General features: G+C 51.2%; 16 protein-coding genes. 9 read left to right on the top strand and 7 right to left on the bottom strand.

Going from position 1 to position 21,524, the window contains the following annotated elements:
• The 4 genes from AACZ40_RS11930 to pheA form a co-directional block, all read right to left on the bottom strand.
• The coding region (locus AACZ40_RS11930) for a YicC/YloC family endoribonuclease (RefSeq protein ID WP_339674519.1) at positions 1-336 on the bottom strand (336 nt) is incomplete at its 3' end.
• Between the two features lie 86 nt (positions 337-422).
• Complete coding sequence (secG, locus tag AACZ40_RS11925; RefSeq protein WP_291178201.1) at positions 423-1,013, bottom strand: preprotein translocase subunit SecG; 591 nt, start codon at positions 1,011-1,013, stop codon at positions 423-425.
• A 247-nt stretch (positions 1,014-1,260) separates the two neighbouring features.
• Positions 1,261-2,034: a triose-phosphate isomerase gene (gene tpiA, locus AACZ40_RS11920; RefSeq protein ID WP_291178204.1), complete on the bottom strand. Its 774-nt coding sequence runs from the start codon at positions 2,032-2,034 to the stop codon at positions 1,261-1,263.
• Between the two features lie 289 nt (positions 2,035-2,323).
• The gene (pheA, locus tag AACZ40_RS11915) at positions 2,324-3,487 is read right to left on the bottom strand and encodes a prephenate dehydratase (RefSeq protein ID WP_291178206.1); all 1,164 of its coding nucleotides are present in this window, start codon (positions 3,485-3,487) and stop codon (positions 2,324-2,326) included.
• 690 nt (positions 3,488-4,177) lie between these two features.
• Between pheA and dnaK the strand changes: the two genes are divergently transcribed.
• Both dnaK and clpB read left to right on the top strand, forming a co-directional pair.
• Entirely contained in the window at positions 4,178-6,085 is a 1,908-nt protein-coding gene (gene dnaK / locus AACZ40_RS11910) for a molecular chaperone DnaK (protein ID WP_291178209.1), read from the top strand.
• A gap of 251 nt (positions 6,086-6,336) precedes the next feature.
• Positions 6,337-8,952: an ATP-dependent chaperone ClpB gene (gene clpB / locus AACZ40_RS11905; RefSeq protein ID WP_291178211.1), complete on the top strand. Its 2,616-nt coding sequence runs from the start codon at positions 6,337-6,339 to the stop codon at positions 8,950-8,952.
• Between the two features lie 158 nt (positions 8,953-9,110).
• Here clpB and AACZ40_RS11900 read toward each other — a convergent pair whose 3' ends face one another.
• Positions 9,111-9,281: a DUF6800 family protein gene (locus AACZ40_RS11900; protein ID WP_291178213.1), complete on the bottom strand. Its 171-nt coding sequence runs from the start codon at positions 9,279-9,281 to the stop codon at positions 9,111-9,113.
• A 317-nt stretch (positions 9,282-9,598) separates the two neighbouring features.
• Here AACZ40_RS11900 and AACZ40_RS11895 point away from each other — a divergent pair, with 317 nt between their 5' ends.
• Positions 9,599-10,690 carry a DUF6268 family outer membrane beta-barrel protein gene (locus AACZ40_RS11895; RefSeq protein ID WP_291178216.1) on the top strand — a complete coding sequence of 364 codons (1,092 nt, stop codon included), beginning with the start codon at positions 9,599-9,601 and terminating at the stop codon, positions 10,688-10,690.
• 3 nt (positions 10,691-10,693) lie between these two features.
• On the opposite strand, the gene AACZ40_RS11890 is transcribed toward AACZ40_RS11895, so the two are convergent.
• Both AACZ40_RS11890 and AACZ40_RS11885 read right to left on the bottom strand, forming a co-directional pair.
• Positions 10,694-11,797, bottom strand: coding sequence for a Gfo/Idh/MocA family oxidoreductase (locus tag AACZ40_RS11890; protein ID WP_291178219.1), 1,104 nt, complete (start codon positions 11,795-11,797; stop codon positions 10,694-10,696).
• A gap of 44 nt (positions 11,798-11,841) precedes the next feature.
• Positions 11,842-13,110 carry a CCA tRNA nucleotidyltransferase gene (locus AACZ40_RS11885; RefSeq protein ID WP_291178222.1) on the bottom strand — a complete coding sequence of 423 codons (1,269 nt, stop codon included), beginning with the start codon at positions 13,108-13,110 and terminating at the stop codon, positions 11,842-11,844.
• Between the two features lie 302 nt (positions 13,111-13,412).
• Here AACZ40_RS11885 and AACZ40_RS11880 point away from each other — a divergent pair, with 302 nt between their 5' ends.
• The 6 genes from AACZ40_RS11880 (at position 13,413) to AACZ40_RS11855 (ending at position 21,439) form a co-directional block, all read left to right on the top strand.
• On the top strand, positions 13,413-13,775 hold the full coding sequence (locus AACZ40_RS11880; RefSeq protein ID WP_291178224.1) for a hypothetical protein: 363 nt from the start codon (positions 13,413-13,415) through the stop codon (positions 13,773-13,775).
• Positions 13,776-14,066: 291 nt separating this feature from the next.
• Positions 14,067-14,741, top strand: a complete 675-nt coding sequence (locus AACZ40_RS11875) for a CerR family C-terminal domain-containing protein (protein WP_291178227.1) — start codon at positions 14,067-14,069, stop codon at positions 14,739-14,741.
• Between the two features lie 148 nt (positions 14,742-14,889).
• The gene (locus tag AACZ40_RS11870; protein ID WP_291178229.1) at positions 14,890-16,332 is read left to right on the top strand and encodes an HlyD family efflux transporter periplasmic adaptor subunit; all 1,443 of its coding nucleotides are present in this window, start codon (positions 14,890-14,892) and stop codon (positions 16,330-16,332) included.
• Positions 16,329-19,562, top strand: a complete 3,234-nt coding sequence (locus AACZ40_RS11865; protein WP_291178232.1) for an efflux RND transporter permease subunit — start codon at positions 16,329-16,331, stop codon at positions 19,560-19,562. Before AACZ40_RS11870 ends, AACZ40_RS11865 begins: the two co-directional genes overlap by 4 nt.
• Positions 19,563-19,692: 130 nt before the next feature.
• Entirely contained in the window at positions 19,693-20,076 is a 384-nt protein-coding gene (gene panD / locus AACZ40_RS11860) for an aspartate 1-decarboxylase (protein ID WP_291178235.1), read from the top strand.
• Positions 20,077-20,398: 322 nt separating this feature from the next.
• Positions 20,399-21,439, top strand: coding sequence for a sigma-54 dependent transcriptional regulator (locus AACZ40_RS11855; RefSeq protein ID WP_291178238.1), 1,041 nt, complete (start codon positions 20,399-20,401; stop codon positions 21,437-21,439).
• Positions 21,440-21,524 lie beyond the last annotated feature (85 nt).

The raw sequence follows: 21,524 nt of genomic DNA, 5'->3' as shown, positions 1-21,524 counted from the left end.
TAAAGTCAACAGGCTGTCGACATGATCGGGCAGGGGAGTGCGACAGACTTCGGACAGGTGTTTGAGCTGTTCCCAGTACTGTTTGATGACTTCTTCGTCCAGCAGGTAATCGCTGGTCCGATCCAGGCTGTCAATTCGGAGCGTGAGGTTAACCGTCCCGCGTGCGATGGAGCCCCGAATCAATTTTTCGATCTGGCTTCCCAGCTTAGCGTAGAAATCCGGGTAGCGGGTGGAAACTTTCAGGTAGCGATTGTTGACAGTACGTAGCTCGGCATTGACCGAAAGCCGGTCATCTTCTGCGGTCGCACTTCCAAAACCAGTCATGCCCAGCAGCACAACACACTCTTTTCTGAATAACAGGAATCTAGGAGGTTAAGAGAACCATCAACACTTTCGCGGAACACAGGGTTCAGCAGAGTTGACTATTCTGACTTGGGTTGAGAGTCGGTAGTCTCAGGTTTCGCAGGAGTTTCCTGTTTTGGTTCTTCTTTCGGAGCGTCAGCTTTGGGAGCAGCCTCACTACCAGGTTCAGCCGGCGTGGTTGCTTTCTCATCCGTGGCTGCAGGTGTTTTCTCATCGGCGGCTTTTGTCTCTTTTTCAGTGAGATCTTTTGCCGGTGTGAAGACAGGACCACCTTCGGTTTTTTCATCAGCAGCCGGTTTCTCTTCTTCGTTCTCTTTAGCGTCGTCAGCAGCACCAATGGAAGTCTCTTCAGAAACGGCAGCGCTGCCACCGCTGTATTTTCCGGAGCTGGCGCGTGTGGTGATGCCAGAGACACCCGCCAGGATCACCCAGATCACAGCCATGACGATTGTGATTTTTGTGAAAACATCACCGGCTTTGGTTCCCAGCGCGCTTTGACCGCCGGCACCACCGAAGGCACCAGCCAGCCCGCCGCCACGGCCTTTTTGCAGCAGGATGATGATGATCAACAGGACTCCGAAGAACATCAGAAATGTCATCAGTATGGTAGCAGGATCCGTAATGGCTTCCAGGAACGTCGCAAAAATCATTGTGTCATCCTAAATGGCTTAATATATCTTCTGTACGAGTTGACAGCATCACCCGCAATTGATGAAGCTGGATTGTGTCCAGTATTACTCAAGCGTCTCCAGGGTCATTAGAGCCGAGTAAAACAGATAGAGAGACGCTATGGTTAAATGTGATGCGCTCCAGATCGCCTGCATCATACAGTAATGACATACGATCTGTAAATCGATTCTGGAATCGGAGTGTCGTCAAAATGGCAGAAACTCAGGACTATTCGGCGGATAACTCCACAGCAGCCTGAATGATGGGGATAAAGAGCTCTGCTTTGAGGCTTGCTCCCCCGACCAGTGCGCCGTCGACGTTTTCCTGGGAAAGCAGTTCTTTCGCGTTGTCCGGTTTGACACTGCCACCATACAGAATTCGGGTGGTGTCTGCGATTTCTGCAGAATATTGGTCTTTTAACCAGTTTCTCAGGTAGAGATGAGCGGCTTCTGCCTGTTCAGGGCTGGCAGTTAAACCGGTGCCGATGGCCCAGACTGGTTCATAGGCGATGACGATCTGTCCAAAAGCAGAGCCGTCTACATCTGCCAGACCACCGGTCATTTGCGTGTTGAGTACGGCTTCTGTCTGATCTGATTCACGTTCACTCTGTAATTCACCAACACACAGAATGACCTGCAGGCCGGATTCGAGGGCCTTTTTGACTTTGAGATTGATGTCTGCATCAGTTTCCTTGAGGACATGACGGCGTTCGCTGTGTCCCAGAATGACGGAACGGCAACCGATATCGGTCAGCATTTCGGTCGCGGTTTCACCGGTAAAGGCTCCCGGAGCTTCATGATAGCAGTTTTGGGCACCATAGCCGACGCCTGAGCCAGAGACGATATCGCCAATCGTGGTCAGGTAGGGAAACGGAGGACAGACCAAAACTTCAACGGCAGGATTTTCTGATGGCACTTCGGCAGCCAGGGCCTGGGCCAGCTGTGCACCGGATTCTTTGGTGGTATTCATTTTCCAGTTACCGGCTACAAGAAAGCGACGCATAATTAATCCCGTGGTTGAAGTAAGGTGAAGATTGGTAGTGGCTGTACAGAAACGGATTTCGCCAGAAATCTGGTGGCACAATTCGAAGCGAGAACAGAATTCTGACCGTCAATTCCATTATGGCTGTCGGTTCTGAACAGCAGTCAAAGCTGCTGCATAAGTTATTGAGTCAAACGCAATGATTCAAGGATTGGGGCTGGTAATCCTGAAATGACCGCTGTTTTCACGTAATTCTCATGAAACAGCAGAGTCAAAACAGGCGAGACAGGGGCTCAATCGTTAAATGCGGTTACTCCCGAATCCCACTGCGGGGATAGGAACCCATTGTTTCCAGGCGAACCACACGTTTTTCCAGTTCGTTCAGGGTCCGTTTAATATGGGGTTCCTGAACATGACCTTCAAAATCAATAAAGAACAGATATCCCGGCTCTTCTCCCCTGAGCGGGAAGGACTCGATCCAGGTCAGGTTCACCTTGTTTTTCTTGAAGATCTGCAGTGTGTCCGCCAGTGAGCCTGCCTTGTGAGCGATCTGGACCAGGATCGCGGTCCGGTCTTTACCGGTGGGATCGCAGACCTCTTCGCCGATAACAGCAAAGCGGGTGACATTGTTGGCGTTGTCTTCAATGCCTTCCACGATAATCTGCAGGTCATATTCTACTGAGGCCTGATGACTGGCGACCGCTGCGGCTCCTGGCTTGGTTGCTGCCAGCTGTGCTGCGGTGGAAGTGCTGGTGACTTCATGCAGGTGTGCCTGGGGCATATTGCGGGAGAGCCATTCACGGCACTGCGAGAGTGCCTGTGGTTTGCTGTAGATTTCCGTGATTTCACTCCGCTCACAACGTGCCAGCAGATTGTGGTGTACGGCGATCAGTACTTCACCACAGATCCGCAGCGGGAGTCGGGTGAACATGTCGAGGGTGTCGACCACCCGCCCATCAGTGCTGTTTTCAATGGGAACCACACCAAACTCGGTGTTACCTCGATTGACTTCTTCAAATACGGACCCGATGGTGTTCACAGGAACCATGTCGGCACCTTCACCAAACCGTTCCAGGGCCGCCAGGTGTGTATAGCTGTAGGCGGGCCCGAGGTAGGCAACGCGTTGTGGGTGGATCTGTCGGCGGGCAGAACTGAGAATCTGGCGGAAAATTCCCCGGATGGCATTGTTGGTCAGGGGGCCGGATTCATTCAGTTTTTCAATTGTTTCGCGCAGTTCTTCATCTGATTTGGGATCAAACATGGCCTTACGAGGCTCAGGATCCGATTTGATCTGCTTGACCGTCATCGCACAGCGTTTGTTGACCATTTTAACAATGTCGCGGTCAAGCTTTTTGAGTTCGGACTGAAGCGATGCGGGGTTTCGTTTCGTGCTGGCGCGGACCACTTTTTTCTTGGCTGACGGTTTCGGTTTACTGTCAGAAGCTCGTTTACTAACCGCTTTTTTCTTGGCCATCGGAATCTTTCAGGATGTGAGTCTCGTTTCTGTCTCTCAGAAAATTAACCGCAGCCAGATCACACGCCTTCCGTGGTTGTGTTTCATTGCTTACTGCCAGTTTCACAATTGGATTACAATCCCTTAAGAATTGATTAACTTCGGATTTCTCCTCAATCGCATTCTTGAATTATTCACTTAAAATATTATAAAATAAACATTTAGAAGCGATGGAAAGCCAGCTTCAATGAAGACAAAAGCAAAAGGAATGCCTGTATCCCAGCCGATTTTCAATAGTTCTAGTTTGTACCGCCGCCTTCAGGGACTGTCAAGCGGTTAGGCCTGACCTGTTAACTGTTTAGCCTTTATTCCAGAGGCTTGGGGAATTTGACTGCCAATATGTCACTCTGCCGCAGAGGCAAAGCTGGACAGTGTTGATGTCAAAATGGCAGCTCCGGAGAGTGCGTTTTTCTGACTGAAAAACATCTGTAATCGTTAAGTTTAATTAAATAAATGACTTATGTGTTGTTGATGTCAGAGCTGTTCAGCTTGGCACGCACATTGCTGTTTAGCACGGCAGCCTGTGTTTTCAGGTAGAATTGAATCAACCACAGTCAGGCAAAATGGGGATGTATAAGGCGGGGAGAGTTTTCCCGATAAATGAGCTTTGTACAGATCTGAAATACGAATAAAGAAAGAGGGGAAACTCACATGTCGTCAGGTGAAAAAATCATCGGTATTGATTTAGGCACAACTAACTCAGTGGTCTCAATCATGGAAGGGGGAGAAGCGAAAGTAATCCCCAACCTGGAAGGAAACCGTATCACTCCCAGTGTCGTGGCATTCACGGACAAGGGAGAAACGCTGGTGGGTGAACCTGCCAAGCGTCAGGCGGTTACCAATCCTAAGAATACGGTCTATTCTGTGAAACGCTTTATGGGACGTCGTCATAACGAAGTCCAGAGCGAAGAAAAGATCGTTCCCTACGGGATTATCGGCGGTCCGGAAGATTACGTGAAAATTGAAGCGGGCGGCAAAACCTATACGCCACCCGAAATTTCCGCTTCCATACTGCGAAAACTGAAAGAAGCTGCCGAGAGCTACCTGGGGCATAAAGTCAATAAAGCGGTTGTGACCGTGCCCGCCTACTTCAATGATGCCCAGAGGCAGGCGACCAAAGACGCCGGTCAGATCTCCGGGCTGGAAGTTTCACGAATCATCAACGAGCCCACCGCGGCCGCTCTGGCTTACGGCCTGGAGAAAAAGAGCGACGAAAAGATCGTCGTGTTCGACTTCGGTGGCGGTACGTTTGACGTTTCTGTTCTTGAAGTAGGTGATGAAGTCATCGAAACTTTGAGCACGAACGGGGATGGCCACCTGGGTGGTGACGATTTCGATGAAGAGCTGATCAACCACATCGCAGACTCGTTCAAGAAAGAGCAGGGGATTGACCTGCGGAGCGATGCCATGGCGTTGCAGCGTCTGCGGGAAGCTGCGGAAAAGGCCAAGAAAGAACTGTCCTCTTCGCAGACAACCGACATCAATCTGCCTTTCATCACCGCTGACAGCAGTGGTGCCAAGCACTTGCAGATGGCGATTACCCGGTCTGAATTCGAAAAGCTGATCGATCCCCTGGTGGAACGCTGTCGTCAACCAGTTGAGCAGGCCATGAAAGATGCCGGCCTCAGCCCCAGCGATATTGACGAAGTCGTGCTGGTGGGTGGTTCCACGCGTGTTCCCAAGGTTCAGGAATTTGTCAAGAAAATCTTCGGTAAAGAGCCTCACAAGGGCGTGAACCCGGATGAAGTCGTTTCAATTGGTGCCGCGATTCAGGGAGGGATTATCTCTGGTGATGTTCAGGACGTGGTACTGCTTGACGTCACGCCGCTGTCTCTGGGGATTGAAACGGAAGGTGGCGTCATGACCAAACTGGTTGAGCGCAATACCACGATTCCTGTGACGAAAGATCAGGTGTTCTCGACGGCTGCTGACAATCAGACCGCGGTAACCGTCCGAGTGTTCCAGGGCGAACGGCAGATGGCCAGCGACAACCGGCTGCTGGGTCAGTTCAACCTGGAAGAGCTTCCGCCGGCACCGCGTGGTGTTCCCCAGATCAAAGTGGTGTTTGATATTGATGTCAACGGGATTCTGAATGTGTCGGCCAAGGATGTGGCCACCGGTAAGGAGACCTCGGTCAAAATCGAACAGTCGAGCGGATTGTCTGAATCTGAAATCGAAGATATGAAGAAACAGGCAGAAGCACACGCTGATGAAGACAAGAAGAAAAAAGAACTGGCTGAAGCAAAGAACAACGGTTCCCGCATTGTGTACGATGTCGAAAAACTGTTAAAAGAACATGCGGAAAAAATTGATGAGTCCTCAAAATCTGCGATCGAAGCATCTGTCAAGAAAGTGAATGATGCTCTCGAAACGGAAGATGTTGCCGCCATCAATTCGGCTTGTGAATCTTTGCAGCAGGCCACACATGCCTTCACCGAGCAGATGTATAAAGCCAGCCAGGAAGCAGGAGCAGCCGAAGGAGCCGCTCCGGAAGGCGGTGGTGCAGCAGCATCGGATGAAGAAGATGTGATTGATGCCGAGTTTGAGAAAAAGGACTGATCAGTTCTTAAAGATAAGGAGCGGGGCCCAGGTAATCTCCCGGGCCCCGGCTTCCTGCCTAGAAAAGCATTTCTGAAATACTGTCGATAGGCAGTATCACACCTGCAGTCAGTCTCAATTTTCACTTCATTCACCGAGTCTGATTCACTTAATTTTTATCATACAAGCACTACTTGCCAGCCCATTATCTGATATGATAATTCAGGTTGTTGAGTTGCTGCGCAGTTTAACAGAATAACGGGGGGTTGATTATGGCGTTTCGATTCGAAAAGTTGACTGTGAAGGCCCAGGAAGCCGTCCAGCGGGCTCAGCAGACAGCAGAAGATTTTGGGCAGCAGGAAATCAAGCCGTTGCATCTGCTTAAAGCATTGCTGGATGAAGAGCAGGGAGTCGTCAAGCCGCTGATTCAGAAGATCGGTGCCAATCTGTCTCAACTGCAGAAAATGGTCGATGATGAAATCAGTCGTCTTCCGAAAGTTTCTGGGGCAACGATGCAGGTGGGCGTGGGGCAGGCCTTACTGAAAGTCTTGCAGGCAGCGCAGGATCGTGCAGATCAGATGCAGGACAATTTTGTTTCCACAGAGCATCTACTGCTGGCGTTTACGACTGTTGATGATCAACCCAAGCGGATTCTGGAGTTGAACGGGATTGAAGAGGACGACGTGCTCTCGGCATTGCAGGCAGTGCGGGGCGGACAGCGTGTCACCGACCAGAGCCCCGAAGAAAAATACCAGTCGCTGGAACAGTATGGTAAAGATCTCGTCGAACTTGCCCGACAGGGTAAAATCGATCCGGTGATTGGTCGCGATCAGGAGATCCGACGCGTGATACAGATTCTGTCCCGGCGTCGGAAAAATAATCCCGTGCTCATCGGTGAAGCTGGTGTCGGGAAAACAGCGATTGTGGAAGGCCTCGCGCATCGGATTGTGATGGGAGATGTGCCTCAAAACCTGAAAAATAAACGCGTGATTGCCCTGGATATGGGAGCCCTGATTGCAGGCACCAAATATCGGGGAGAATTTGAAGATCGCCTGAAAGCGGTTCTCAAAGAGATCGAAGCGGCGAAGGGGCAGATTATTCTGTTCATCGACGAGTTGCATACCGTCGTGGGGGCAGGCGCAGCGGAGGGGGGCGCGGATGCTTCGAATCTGCTGAAACCGGCCCTGGCCCGGGGAGAACTGCACTGTGTGGGAGCGACCACACTGGACGAGTATCGCAAGTACATTGAAAAAGATCCTGCGCTGGAACGACGTTTTCAACCGGTAATGGTGACTGAACCGACGGTCGAAGATACGATCTCCATCCTGCGGGGGTTGAAAGAACGCTATGAAACTCACCATGGAGTCCGGATCATGGATGATGCATTGATTAATGCCGCGACGTTATCGGATCGGTATATCAATGATCGGTTCCTGCCGGACAAAGCGATCGACCTGGTCGATGAAGCTGCCAGCCAACTGCGGATGGAGATGGATTCCATGCCTGCAGAAATTGATGAGGCCACCAGGCAATTAACCCGGATGCAGATTGAAGCGGCTGCGCTGGCGACAGAAACGACGCCCGACAGTCAGGAGCGGTTGAAGGAACTGCGCAAACAGATTGCGGATCGTGAAGAAAGCGTCAACGCACTGAAGACACGCTGGGAGACAGAGAAAGAGGCGCTGTCCGGATTGCAGCCTTTAAAGGAAGAGATCGATCGGCTGAATACCGCCTATGAGCAGGCGTTTCATCGGGCGCAGCAGACGAATTCCAATGAAGACTATTCGCAGGCTTACAATGCAGAGCAGGAATTGAACGCCGCGCGTCAGCGACTGGCTGAGATGGAGCAAAAGGTGACAGAGCTTGGCGATGTGGGTGGTGAGCGCCTGCTGCGTGAAGAGGTCACATCGGAAGACATTGCCAAGGTGATCAGCATGTGGACCGGAATTCCGATTTCAAAGATGTTGCAGGGAGAACGCGAAAAACTTCTGCGGATGGAAGACGAAATTCATAAGCGAATGATCAATCAGCATGAAGCGGTACAGGCCGTCTCGAATGCGGTTCGTCGTTCACGCTCCGGGCTGCAGGACCAGAATCGACCGATCGGGTCGTTCATGTTCCTCGGACCGACGGGTGTGGGGAAAACCGAATTGTGTAAGGCGCTGGCAGGATTTCTGTTTGATGATGAGCGCAACATGATCCGAATCGATATGAGCGAATTCATGGAAAAGCATTCTGTTGCGCGACTGATTGGTGCCCCTCCCGGCTATGTCGGTTATGAAGAAGGGGGCCGCCTGACCGAAGCGGTACGAAGGCAGCCTTACTCGGTCGTCCTCTTGGATGAAGTCGAAAAAGCTCATCGGGATGTGTTTAATATTCTGCTGCAACTGCTGGATGACGGACGTCTGACGGACAGTCATGGGCGAACGGTCGATTTCTCGAATACGATCGTGGTGATGACTTCCAATATCGGCAGCCAGATGATTATGGATCTGTCCGGTAAGGAAGACGAGGACCTGATTCACAACCGGGTCATGGATGCACTGCAGCATGAGTTTCTGCCGGAGTTTCTGAACCGGATTGATGAAGTGATCGTATTCCATCCGTTAGGGCGGGAAGAGATCCGCCAGATTGTGGATCTGCAGTTGCAGAACCTTTCCCGGCTGGTGGAAAACAATGGTTACACGCTGGAGGTGACACCTGCTGCCAAGGATTTGCTGGCGGAGGAAGGCTATGATCCAGTATATGGAGCCCGACCCTTGAAGCGGGCGATCCAGCAGAACCTGCAGAACGAACTGGCGAACAAACTGCTCTCGGGAGATTTTGAAGAGGGAGCCACGATTCACGTGGATGCCCATGAGGGGCTGTTCTTGTTTTCTGGAAGGTAGTCTTGAACTCTCGCTATTAATGACAATCAGCCCTGGAAGTTGTTCCGGGGCTGATTTTATTATTCAGGTATCAGGTTCACGCGGCGCATGAAAAAACGACGCTGGCTTCCATTGAGTCAGCGTCCTGTTTCCTCATCAACGGCCACTGTCGGGACTGCTTACGCAGATTCTTCCAGGACAGTGAAGGGGCTGATTTTGCGAACTTTTTCTTTGATCGCTTCTTTTTCCGAAGGATCTTTGGCTTTGGCAAACTTTTCGCGGAGCTGTTTCAGCTTGTGTTTGCGGACTCGACGTTGGGCAAGTTCACGCCCTTTTTCAACACGTCCCATTTCTCAATAGTTCCTGATAAAAGAAAATTGCTATGTTCGAATGTATATATTCTGTGTAAGGAATTTGATTCTAACATCTAGCATGGTAAGGGGCAACGATCAGGGCAGGGCATTTTTACAGAGAATTTGAGAGAACCCCGGATCGGAATTCGGGTTGACCTTAAACACCATCCCTGATATTTCACACTGTACTCACAACTACCTCTCTCACAACTACCTCACCTTACCACCTCTCATCTGTCTGATCCCGGTTTTACGCCCGGGCTGAGAGATTGATATCCAGGTAAATCCTTATCGTCAATTTGGGATCTTCAGTCATGTCTTATCAGTCCCGCCAGACTGCATTGCTGGTCATTACCCTATGTGCGCTCAGTATGGGGAGTGTCGATGGTAAGGCATGGGCCCAGAGTTCGTCTGTCCAGAAGACGGGGGGGGCTGGTGCGGACAGTTCACAGCCACTGCAGCACCGAACTATTTTTATGCCTCGAGATGCGGAGATCGAACAGGTGAGCCAGTCTCCCCAGGTTCCCAATGTGCTTGATGCAGATTCCCGAGAAGCATTGGGCATTCCCCCCCAGTTACTGGAAGACGATCAGAGTTGGGCAGACCCCGGCGATGATTGTGTCGACTGTGATGCGATTGTGCCGCTCATTTCTCATAAGCAGGCTGATGCCGGGGTGACCTGGCTGCCGGGAACCGACGATGATCTGGGGATTTTCAGTATCAATCTGTCTGAAACAATCGAAGTTCCCCGGTTTGAAGGTTTTTCAGTCACACCCTATTTCGGGGTGCACTACCTGGATGGTCCTGTGCAGACCGATCTGCCGGCGCGGGTTTACGATACTTCGGTCGCATTTCGCTGGTTCAAAAAACAGAACGAAAAGTGGTCTTATGAGTTGGAAGTGGCTCCGGGCGTTTACAGTGATTTCAAAAATGTGACTTCGGATTCACTGCGGATCACCGGAAAAGGGCTCGCCTATTATGTGCATTCCCGCTCCAAGCAGTTTGTAATGGGGGTGGTGTATCTGGACCGTGAAGACATCGCGCTGTTACCTGCAGCGGGGATGATTATGTGGTTCAGTGAGGGATCGCGGCTGGAGCTGATTTTCCCCAAACCCAAATACACCTACCGTATCGAAAAAACAGAGACGCTCGAGCGCTGGGCCTATGTGGCAGGGGAGTTTGGCGGTGGTTCGTGGGGGATACGACGCGGCTCAGCGGGCTTTGATGACATTGCGACTTACAGTGACCTGCGCCTGATCGGTGGTCTCGAAACAAAACATGAAGGCGGGATGATCAGCAAACTGGAGGTCGGTTTCGTCTTCAATCGTAAGCTGGAATACAAATCCGACATCGGCAATTACGATATTTCGCCGACGGGAATGATGCGTTACCAGCTGACGTTCTGAAACTTACAGGTCGCAGTTGATGTCGATCCAGGTGCGTTTGTCAAACGATTCCAGCACGGAGTCAGCCACGAGCTGGGCTGAAGCTCCATGATCAAAACCGGGAATCGCATCCCGCTCTTCCACGATCGCAGACACAAATTCATAGACCAGGTCATACCGGAATACCGTGCTGGGAACCCCTTCGTGAGGCTTGCGGGGGCTGCCTTCGATTACCAGGTATTCGTCGGGAACAGGCAACTTTTCCATGGTCTGTCCCGGTTTACCGATCAGAATATTATTGGGGTCGGTCAACTGATAGGCGGCGGAACCTTCTGAACCATTGACCTCAGCCCATTCGTAGCCGAAGCCATCGTTGTGGTAACCTTTCATCAGGGTGCTGCCTTCCCAGACTCCGACGGCCCCGTTTTCGAACTGACCGATCAGGGACGACCAGTCATCCACTTCAGACGGCTCACAGGGTTCCCCTTCGGCTGTTTTGTCACGGGGAACAAACCGGGCGACCGCACCGCAGATACTTTTGATCGGCCCCAGAAGGTCCTGGGCAAAATCGATCCGGTGAATGGTCATGTCAAACAGGTCGCCAGCGCCGGCCAGTTTTTTACTCTGTCGCCAGCCCCAGCTGGATTCAGGCCAGTCGAGAAAACGCTGACTGCGAAAGTGGCGCGGTTCTCCCAGGGCACCGGAAGAGACGAGATGTTTTACATACCGCATTGAAGGTGCGAAGCGGTAGGTGAATGCGGTCATGTGACGCAGATTGGCGTCCCGGGCTGCCCGATACATCTCGGCGGATTCGGTATAGTTCAATCCCAGTGGTTTTTCACACATCACGTGCTTGCCGCCTTTGATACAGGCTAACGCGATTTCATGATGGGTGAAATTGGGGGTGGCAATGATCACGGCATCGACATCAGGATCTTCCGCCATATCTTCGAATCGCGTGGATACTTTGGTTTTTCCCCAGTCTGACTGACGTTGGGCCAGCAGCTCCGAATTAGGATCGCAGATGGAAACCAGTTCCGCACGCGGATCAAGATTAATGCCGGGAACATGATGGTAATCGGAGACGGCACCTGCTCCAATGATGCCAATGCGAACTAAATCAGCCATGAGAAAACCTCAGCGTACTGCTGTTAAAAAAACGAAAATGATGTCTATTTCTGAAGTATCTGGCTCAGCAGCACAAATGCTTCTTGCCGTGTCTCTATCTGTTCTTCCAACTGGGCATCCTGAATCTGCGTCAGCAGTTTTTTGAATTGAGGACCCGATTTGATACCCAGGTCAATCAGGTCATTGCCCGAGATCAGTGGAGGAGGATTCAAGACCTCTCTGGGAGTATGATCACGATACTGTCGGCAAAATTCAAGGTCGTCCAGTGGTAGTTTTCGAGAACTTAAATCGGCTGCGATCAATTCAAACAGATGCGGGCAATCTTCACTGGCGAGCAGACGCTTGAGTCGAGACAGTTTCATGACTGAGGCCTGTTCCAGACTGTTTCGCTGTTGTACCAGCCAATGGACCAGATTCAGGGAATGGTTGGAAAATCGCAGGCGTTTGCAGATCTCAAAGATTTCCTCCAGACGCTCAGCGGGTCCTGCTGCGGGTAAGTCCAGCAGCAGAGTCGCGAAAGCGGTCTCGAAGCTGTGGGTGCTGACCAGTTTTAATCGATCGAGTGTCTGGAGCCAGAGATGATTGTACTCGGATGCTTCCCAGAGGGGAGCCAGTTCGGGCAGAACCTGTTTGAGTAGCCCTGTCTGCTGTACCAGTTCAATCGCCTGCCCGCGGGTCGGGTGAATCAGCATCTTGCGCAGCTCATCGGCAATCCGTTCGGGGCTGACCACATTGATCTGATCTGCCATCGATTGCACTGCCTGCCGCGTTGCTTCTTCCAGTTGGAAGTGGAGCGTGGCCGCGAAGCGAATGGCGCGGAGCAGGCGCAGTTTATCTTCCTGCATCCGTGCCAGCGGATTTCCAATCGCCCGGATGACATGCTGGTTGAGATCGGCTTTGCCGCCTACATAATCGAAGATCGCGTCGTTGATCGGGTCGTAAAACATCCCGTTGATGGTAAAGTCCCGACGCTGCGCATCTTCTTCGGCTGTGGTGAACTTGACGTGTTCGGGCCGACGACCATCCAGGTAGGGACCTTCGCTGCGAAATGTAGCGACCTCTACATCACAGTCGGGCCGGTGTCCGCGGACGATAATGACACCGAAACTGGCACCCACTGCCAGGGTGCGTTTTTTTCCAAACAGCGTGCGGACTTCTTCCGGGAGGGCATTCGTGGCGACGTCAAAATCTTTGGGCTCTTTGTGCAGAAGAAGATCACGCACGCAGCCGCCAGCCCATAATGCCTGAAAGCCGGCGTCCCGTAATTTGCGGACCACGTCTACCGCCGTAATGTAAGGGTCTGTGTGTTTCATTGAGCCTGGGTTGTGAAGGGATCCGGGTTGAAATTCCGACTGAGTACGATAATAGCAAGTTCTGTTCAGATATCGACTTATGTTGGTTTATTTTTAGGCAGTTACGAAGAGTTCCAGAAAAAAATTAAATCACCGTCGTATTGCAGAGACAGAAAACAGTTACCTTTGGTTCAAAAACGGACTTCGCAAAAGCAGGACATTGACGTATGATTTGTAGTCCATTTTAATTCCCACTGGTTGATCTGAGGTTTCATGTATTTATGGCGCTCGAGTGTACCAGTCTCTTTTCAGGAACATTGGTTTTGGAAGGTACCCACGGAATACGCTTTGAGGGAACCCGCTTCTGGGTTCTCCATCGTAGAAGAGAATTTGGTCCATTTGATTATGAATGGAGCAAAGATTTCTCAGGCGTGGAATTTATGTACCACGATCAGAAGTTTGGTGAATATTGCAGTGCCGAGGAAATATATGCCGATTTGAAGCAGTTTTCGCTGCCGATGCGCGTCGTTGAAGTCGCCAGTCTCACAATCGGAATGGTCCTGTACGGAATCTTGAATGGACTGCCTCAAAAGCTGTGGAGAGAACTTCTCAGGCAACGCCTGGATGAATCCGGGTTTGAGCGGTTTGAACTCCGCGAAGAAGGCCCCGAACGCTTCGCCAGCTGATTTCTGGATCAGCGGTCAAAATTCTGCATTTTTGACAAATTATTGCCGTGATGAAGCGAATTCCAGTGATAATCTCCGGCGATACAGTCCTGGGGGATATAGTTCTGTAAGTCTTTATAGTATAGTGGGATATGGTGATCGGAATGGATTTCCCAAAAATTTGCTTTGAATTTAAACGCTTGTTTAATACAATTGTTTAAAACGGTGGGTTTAAAATATCTCAACCAGTCTGAGAACACCCGATTGTCAGACGGGTCTATGAGCGCTACAAATAACTGGAATCCTGATATCATGTCCACAATTAAAATTAACGTCCGTGAAAAACTGCTGGAAGCAGCGGGGCCGGTTTTCTCAGAGAAAGGCTTTGAGAAAGCAACGGTGCGTGAAATCTGTCAGAAGGCGGATGTGAATCTGGCGAGCGTCAATTATTATTTTGGCGATAAAGAGCAGCTTTACCTGGAAGTGATCTGTCTGGCAAAACAGATGGGCGTTTCCCGGGCTCCCTTGCCGGAATGGACTGAGAATACTCCCCCCGAACAAAAACTGGAAGATTGGGTCGTTACACTGGTGCGGCGCATGTTGGGAACAGGAGAGCTTTCCTGGAGTAATCATTTGATCATGCGGGAAGTGTTGCGCCCCACGCAGGCGTGTGAGCATCTGGTGCAGGAACTGTTTCGTCCCTTTGTAAATATCGCTGACAAAATTCTGCTGGAAATTCTGGGAGACGATGTGCCGGACTATCGGCGAATGCAGTGTATCTTCAGTATCGCCGCTCAATGTCAGTTCTATCGTGTTTCCGGCGGCTTGGTTACCCTGATGCTGGGACAGGAAGAACAGAAATTACATTATAATACCGAACAGATCATCGAACATATTCTGCAGTTTTCCCTGGCCGCAATCAAAAATCTGAAACACGAATACCTCTCGTCGGAAATAGAATCTTCTTCATCACTTAACCGGATCTGAACCGGGCTGGTACACAATAATCAACAAAACTGAGTCGAATTCAAACGGAACTTTCTGGATCAAGGTATTACTGCTGAATAACTGTTATTGACCTTCTGCGTTTCACTGTCAATTTCATTTGTGATGCAATTCACGTTAGAAAATAATCATGTCAGACTTCAAAAATCAGAAATCACGCAGTTTTTATAAAAAGCTGAAGCATTTCTTGCTTCCGGTGATCATTTTAGCTGCGGGTGGTGGCAGCTTGGTTGTGTTAATGGCGATGAAAAAAGAGCCGGAACAGAACGAGAAGCTGCTGGCCCGTTCCGCGCCCCTGGTTTTAACCCAGCCTGTGACACTGACCGATTCCGGGTTTAACGTTACCGTTGACGGGTCGGTGGTCCCTTCCCGTGAAGTGAAGCTGGCCGCAGAAGTAGCGGGACGGGTGATTTTGACTCGGGATGGCTGCAAAGTCGGGAACCTGGTTCGTAAAGCAACCGACCAGGAGCGTGCGGCAGAGGGGACTGAGAATCTGCTGATTCAGATTGATCCCGAGAATTATGAACTCGAGGTCAAGCGGCTGATCCAGGAAGAAGCGCAGGCCCAGGATGTTATCGATGAACTGGAAGTCGAAATCGATAACTCCAAAGCGATGATTGATCTGGCGCATGAAGAAGTGCGTCTGCAGCAATCGCACTTGAATCGCGTGGAAAAATTACGGGCCAGAAATGTGGTTTCCGATACCGAACTGGAAGAAGCCAAACGCAGTGAACTGGCCGCTCGCAATGCGTTGCAGAAGTTAACCAACGAAGCCGACCTGCTGCGATCGAAACGACAGCGAATGATGCATGCCCGTCAACTGGTGGGAGTGCAACTGTCTCGCGCCAGGCTGGATCTCAGCCGCACCCGGATCTACTCTCCGATCAATGGTGTGATTGTGGAAGACTCGGTCGAGCAGGATGGTTATGTCAAAGTCGGTGACCCGCTGGTGACGATTGAAGACACCTCTGCCGTAGAGGTCAGTACTGATCTGCGGATGGAAGAACTTTCTCTGCTCTGGCAGCATGCTGCTCAATCTGCCCAGGTCAGTCTCGACAAAGCCAGTCAATCCCATCGCCACGATCTGGGATATCAACTGCCCCAACTGCCTGTGAAGATTTCCTATGAGATGGGAGGCCGCAAGTTTGTCTGGGATGGGGAATTGTCCCGCTTCGACGGCATCGGGCTGGATGAAAAAACGAGAACCGTTCCCTGTCGGATTATTGTGTCTGATCCGCGGCCTTCCGCCATATTGGTGAATGGGAAACCTGCACAAAAGATTGTCGGCGCTCCTCCGTTGACGCGCGGGATGTTTGTTGTGGTGGATATTCAGCTCAAGGGTCATGTTTCCCTGCTGGAAATTCCCGAGATGGCGATTCGGCCGGGAAACCTGGTCTGGGTGGTCCGCGATGGCAAGCTGCATTCCGAAAAAGTCCGGGTGGTCGACATGAGTGGAGAGCAAATGCTGGTCGAACAGGGAGCCTCGGGGTTGAAACCGGGAGACCGTGTGGTCATCTCGCCACTCAGCACCGCCGATGAAGGTATGGTGGTGAGTGAGGGAGACGCAGGATGAGGTCGATTATAAAATGGGCCATCAACAATTCTCCTGCGATGAATACGCTGATGGTCACTGTGCTGGGCGTGGGCCTGGTTTCGCTGATGATGATGCGCCGCGAAGTATTTCCGGAATTTGAACTGGAAATCATTCTGGTCTCGGTCCCGTATCCCGGCGCCAGTCCCGACGAGGTTGAAGAAGGCATCTGTCAGAAAATGGAAGAGGCCGTTCGCGCCATTGACGGCATCAAAAAAATGACGTCGATTGCCACTGAGGGAGCAGGATCCCTGGTCCTGGAGTTACGGGCAGATGTGCCTGATGTGCAGAAAATTCTGAATGAGGTTCGCTCCGAAATCGATCGTATTCCCAGTTTTCCGGAGCTGGCAGAAGATCCCGAAATTCAGCAGATCACATTTCGGCAGGTGGCCATTGAAGTTGCCGTGATTGGCCCGGAAGCCAATGACGAAAGCAGTGCCCTGGAATTGCGAAACCTGTCAGAACGAATCCGTGATGAACTGATGCAGCTGAAATCCGTCTCGCAGGCCAATATTGCCGGGGCCCGTGATTACCAGATTGATATCGAAATTCCTGAAGCCACCCTGCGGAAGTATGGGCTGACTCTACAGGATGTCGCGCGGACCGTACGCAGAGAAAATATGGAACTGCCTGGTGGTAAGCTGAATACCGCTTCGGAGGTCGTGCTGGTGCGCGGTAAAAATAAACGCCTGATCGGCAGAGAAATTGAGAAGATCCCGCTCGTCACTGAAGCGGGGGGGGTCGTGTTGACGGTAGGCGACCTGGGAAACGTGAAGGACGAATTTGCCGATACAACCATGATCAGTGAAATCAATGGCAAGCCGGCCCTGTCGGTTGCCGTTGAGCGGACCAGCCAGGAAGACCTGCTGGCGATTGTGGAGGAAGTCAGGGCATACGTCGAAACAGCCAGGCTGCCTGAAGGGTATTCACTGAAACTGTGGAAAGACCAGTCCGTTGACGTGCGTGACCGTATGGACCTGCTGACCCGCAACGGTTTGCAGGGACTGATTCTGGTCTTTATTACACTGGCCATCTTTCTGGAATTTCGACTCGCATTCTGGGTGGCGCTGGGAATCCCGATTTCGATGTTTGGTGCCTGTATTGTTCTGTATTACACCGGCCAGACATTGAATATGCTTTCGATGTTTGCCTTCCTGATGGCGCTGGGAATTGTCGTCGATGACGCGATTGTGGTGGGGGAAAATATCTATGAACATCGACAGATGGGAAAATCATTTGTCACCGCCGCCATTGACGGCGCTACAGAAGTATTACCGTCTGTCTGTGCTTCGGTCACGACAACGGTAATTGCTTTTATGCCGCTGTTGTTCGTCTCGGGCATCATGGGGAAATTCATCGCCGTCATGCCGATCGCGGTGATCGCCATGCTGTTGATTTCACTGCTGGAAAGTACGTTTATTCTTCCCTGCCACCTGGCACATGGGAAACCGCCCGAAGAGGGAACAGTGCAAAAACAGGAGCCTGGTTTTGTCAGTCGAAAACTGGAATGGTTTATTGAACGCGTTTACCTGCCTGTCCTCAAGGCGGCATTGAACTATCCTTCCTCTTCACTGGCAGTCGCGGGAGCCCTGGTGCTGCTCTCGGCAGGATTGATCATGGGGGGCTTTGCGCCTTTCAATATCTTTCCGAAAACCGATTTCCGCATGATCGAAGCAACGGTCGAGTTTCCCGATGGCACTCCCCAGTCGATTACCGGAGAAACGACACGCAGGATTCAAGAGGAGTTTGAGGCACTGGATCAGGAGTATCAGCAGGAACATGGCAATTCCCTGATTAAACTCGTGCGACGGAACGTGGGTTTCGGGACCCGTGATGAGTCAGGAGCCAACCTGGGAGGATCCGTTGAAGGCAGCCATGTCGGAAAAGTGAGTGTTGAGATTGTGGAAGCGGAAGAACGCACATTAGGCAGCGAAGAAATCCTCGATCTCTGGAGAGAACGTGTCGGGAAAATTCCGGGGGTGGACCGGCTCACTTTCAATTCGCCGACCATGGGCCCGGGGGGCAAACCGATTGAGTTCAAACTGCTGGCAGATGGAAAACATATCACGCAACTGGAAGCAGCTGTGGAAGCCTGCAAACGGGAACTGGAAACCTATCCCGGGGTCAAAGATGTCAACGACGATTCCAGCCCCGGGAAATGGGAATTTCAAATTAAGATCAAAGATAAAGCGCGGGCAATGGGAATTCCCCTGGCCGATGTGGCAGAAACCGTTCGCGCGACTTATTACGGTGAAGAGGTGATGCGCCTGCAGCGGGGGCGTCACGAAGTCAAACTGATGGTACGCTATCCGGAAGCAGAGCGAAAAACATTATCGAGTTTTGATGATATCCGGATTCGCACCGGCGATGGTGCAGAACGACCTCTGACAGAACTGGCAGAAGTCACGGTGGAACGCGGCTATTCAGAAATCAACCGGATCGATCAGCAGCGATCTATTACAGTCTCTTCTGATCTGAATGAAAAAGAGGGGAATGCACGCGAGATCGTAAAGTCGCTGAAAAAACCGGGTGGTTTTATGGATCAGTTAGTGGCGCAATATCCTGCGGTGAGGGTCCGCTGGGAAGGTCAGCAGGAACAGACCGATGAATCTGTCAACAGTCTGATAGTCGGCCTGATGATTGCCATGGCATCCATGTTCGCATTGCTGACCGTGGAATTTCGCTCCTATGTGCAACCGTTGATCATTCTGGGGATCATTCCCCTGGGGATTATCGGAGCGGTATTTGGGCACGCGATTCTGGGAATGGAGTTAACCCTCTTTTCGCTGTTTGGCCTGGTTGCTTTGACAGGTGTCGTGGTCAATGATTCCATTGTTCTGATCGATTTTATCAACCACCGGATCGCAGACGGTCTGCCGTTACGCGAAGCCCTGATCGACGCAGGTCGTCGTCGCTTCCGACCTGTGCTGCTGACCTCTATGACCACGATTGTCGGGTTAGCGCCGATTCTAAAAGAGACTTCGTTTCAGGCACAGATTATTATCCCGATGGCCGCCAGCCTGATTTTTGGTTTGATGCTGGCGACGGTCCTGGTGCTGTTCCTGATCCCCACCTATTACTACCTCTATGCACGGGCAATGGGAGCCCAGGCGGATGAGCCGTGGCTTCGTAAAATGGATGGAAACGAAGAGGGAGACGACTATAATAGTATTGAGAAACCGGTATCAGGTCCGGTTCAGATTCAGACTTGAAAATGCAGTCTGGTGAGCAAATGGATATATTCTTGCTTATCATTAAGGCGAATGGTTAGGATACGCCGATCCTTTAAGTCTGAGAGTCCCTGTTCAGTGAAAAAGAAGTCTAACTTCTTTCAGGTAAAGAATGATGAAGCGCGTTTTATTGAAATCAAAAATTCACCGGGCCACTGTTACCGAAGCAAATCTGGCGTATAACGGCAGTGTGACGATTGACCGGGAACTCATGGACGCTGCAGATATCGTCGAATACGAGCAGGTACAGATCTATAATATTACATCCGGGACTCGATTAACGACATACGCCATCATTGGCGAGCCAGGTTCAGGTGTGATCTGTATTAATGGAGCCGCTGCCCACCTGGTCAAACCGCAGGATCTGGTGATTATCGCCAGCTATGCCGAGTATAAAGAGAAAGAAGCACGCCGGCATCAGCCGAAGGTTGTGCTCGTGGATTCCCAGAACGCCCCGGTCACTCCGGAAGTCACCGCCATCGCGAGCCCTGAATAGGATGCACTCTTATTGTGCAGTATGCTGATTATTGTCGCATATTCGGTGCTATTTCGATCTTGATTTGATCAAATACTGTTGATTTGAAAAAAAGCCAGGTCTGCCGCTTCCCTCTTCTCCGCTTACAGCATATCATATTGTTGCGTTCGCCATTTTTTTGAGCATGTTGGTGCAATTTTTTCATGCTGGTCAACAGGGAGTTTCGAGTTCTTTCGGCATATCAGTCAGCCGAAAGCATTGCGATTCCAATACCGTACCGACTTATTGATTTGCGTCTCTGATACTTTTCCCTGTGAATGAATAGGATTTTCCAAAAGAAAGAATGGAAGACGATCGCCCCATTTTAGACGATATGGTCGGTTTAAGTCCGGCCATGCGGAATATTTATCGTTTGACCCGCCGCGCTGCTGCGACGTCCTCGACTGTTTTATTGACGGGAGAAACGGGGACAGGTAAGGAATTGATTGCCCGCGCGATTCATGAATTAAGCCCCCGCGCTACCGGTCCGTTTATTCGTGTGAACTGTGGTGCGCTCAGTGAGAGCCTGCTGGAAAGCGAATTGTTTGGGCATATCAAAGGGGCGTTTACCAGTGCGGTCGAAAACCGAACTGGCCGTTTTGAAGCCGCCCATGGTGGTACGATCTTTCTGGACGAGATTAACTCGGTCAGTTTTACCCTGCAGGTGAAGCTGTTAAGGGTTCTGCAGGAACACGAATTTGAGCGGGTGGGAGATACGCGATCCATTCAGGTGGATTGTCGCATTGTTGCTGCGACCAACCGTGATCTGCTGGATGAAATCGAAGCTGAACGGTTTCGCGAAGACTTGTATTACCGTCTGAACGTGATTCCGATTAACCTGCCTCCTCTGCGAGAGCGTGCGGAAGACATCCCCGAACTGATTCATTTTTTCGCAAAGCAGTTCTCCGCGGAGGAAAAAATTCCCCTGCCTGAGTTCTCTGAAGAAGTATTATCGACTTTCAGGAATTACTCCTGGCCGGGAAATGTACGCGAGCTGCAAAATTATGTGGAGCGTCTGATTGTCCTGTCTGGTCTGGATGGGCCTTCCCTCGACCTGTTACCGGGGCATGTCACCGGCAAATCCATGGCGCGCTCGTTTCCGTCGAAAGCCCAGGATCCGGAAACCATGTGCCGGGATCTGGTCTCTATGGAACTGCAGCGTGTGGGTGAGTCTTCCACCGATGTACATACTCAGATTGTATCACTTGTGGAAAAAGAAGTGATTCTGCAGGTTTTAAGGTCCTGCCAGGGGGTCCAGACCAAGACCGCGACGCGTCTGGGGATCAACCGGAACACGCTGCACAAAAAAATCTCGGAGTACGAATTAGAATCCGAAGCAAGATGACTTGCCCTCTACCTGCTGTACAGCCCTATAATAGAGAGGCCGCTGAAACCCTTTCAGCGATGTAAACAGCCCACCACGTTCAATC

It is taken from the genome of uncultured Gimesia sp. (assembly GCF_963972345.1).
In the GTDB taxonomy this organism is placed as follows: Bacteria; Planctomycetota; Planctomycetia; order Planctomycetales; family Planctomycetaceae; genus Gimesia.
Note: the sequence above shows the minus strand (reverse complement) of the source record. Positions and strands in the feature narration are given on the sequence as shown.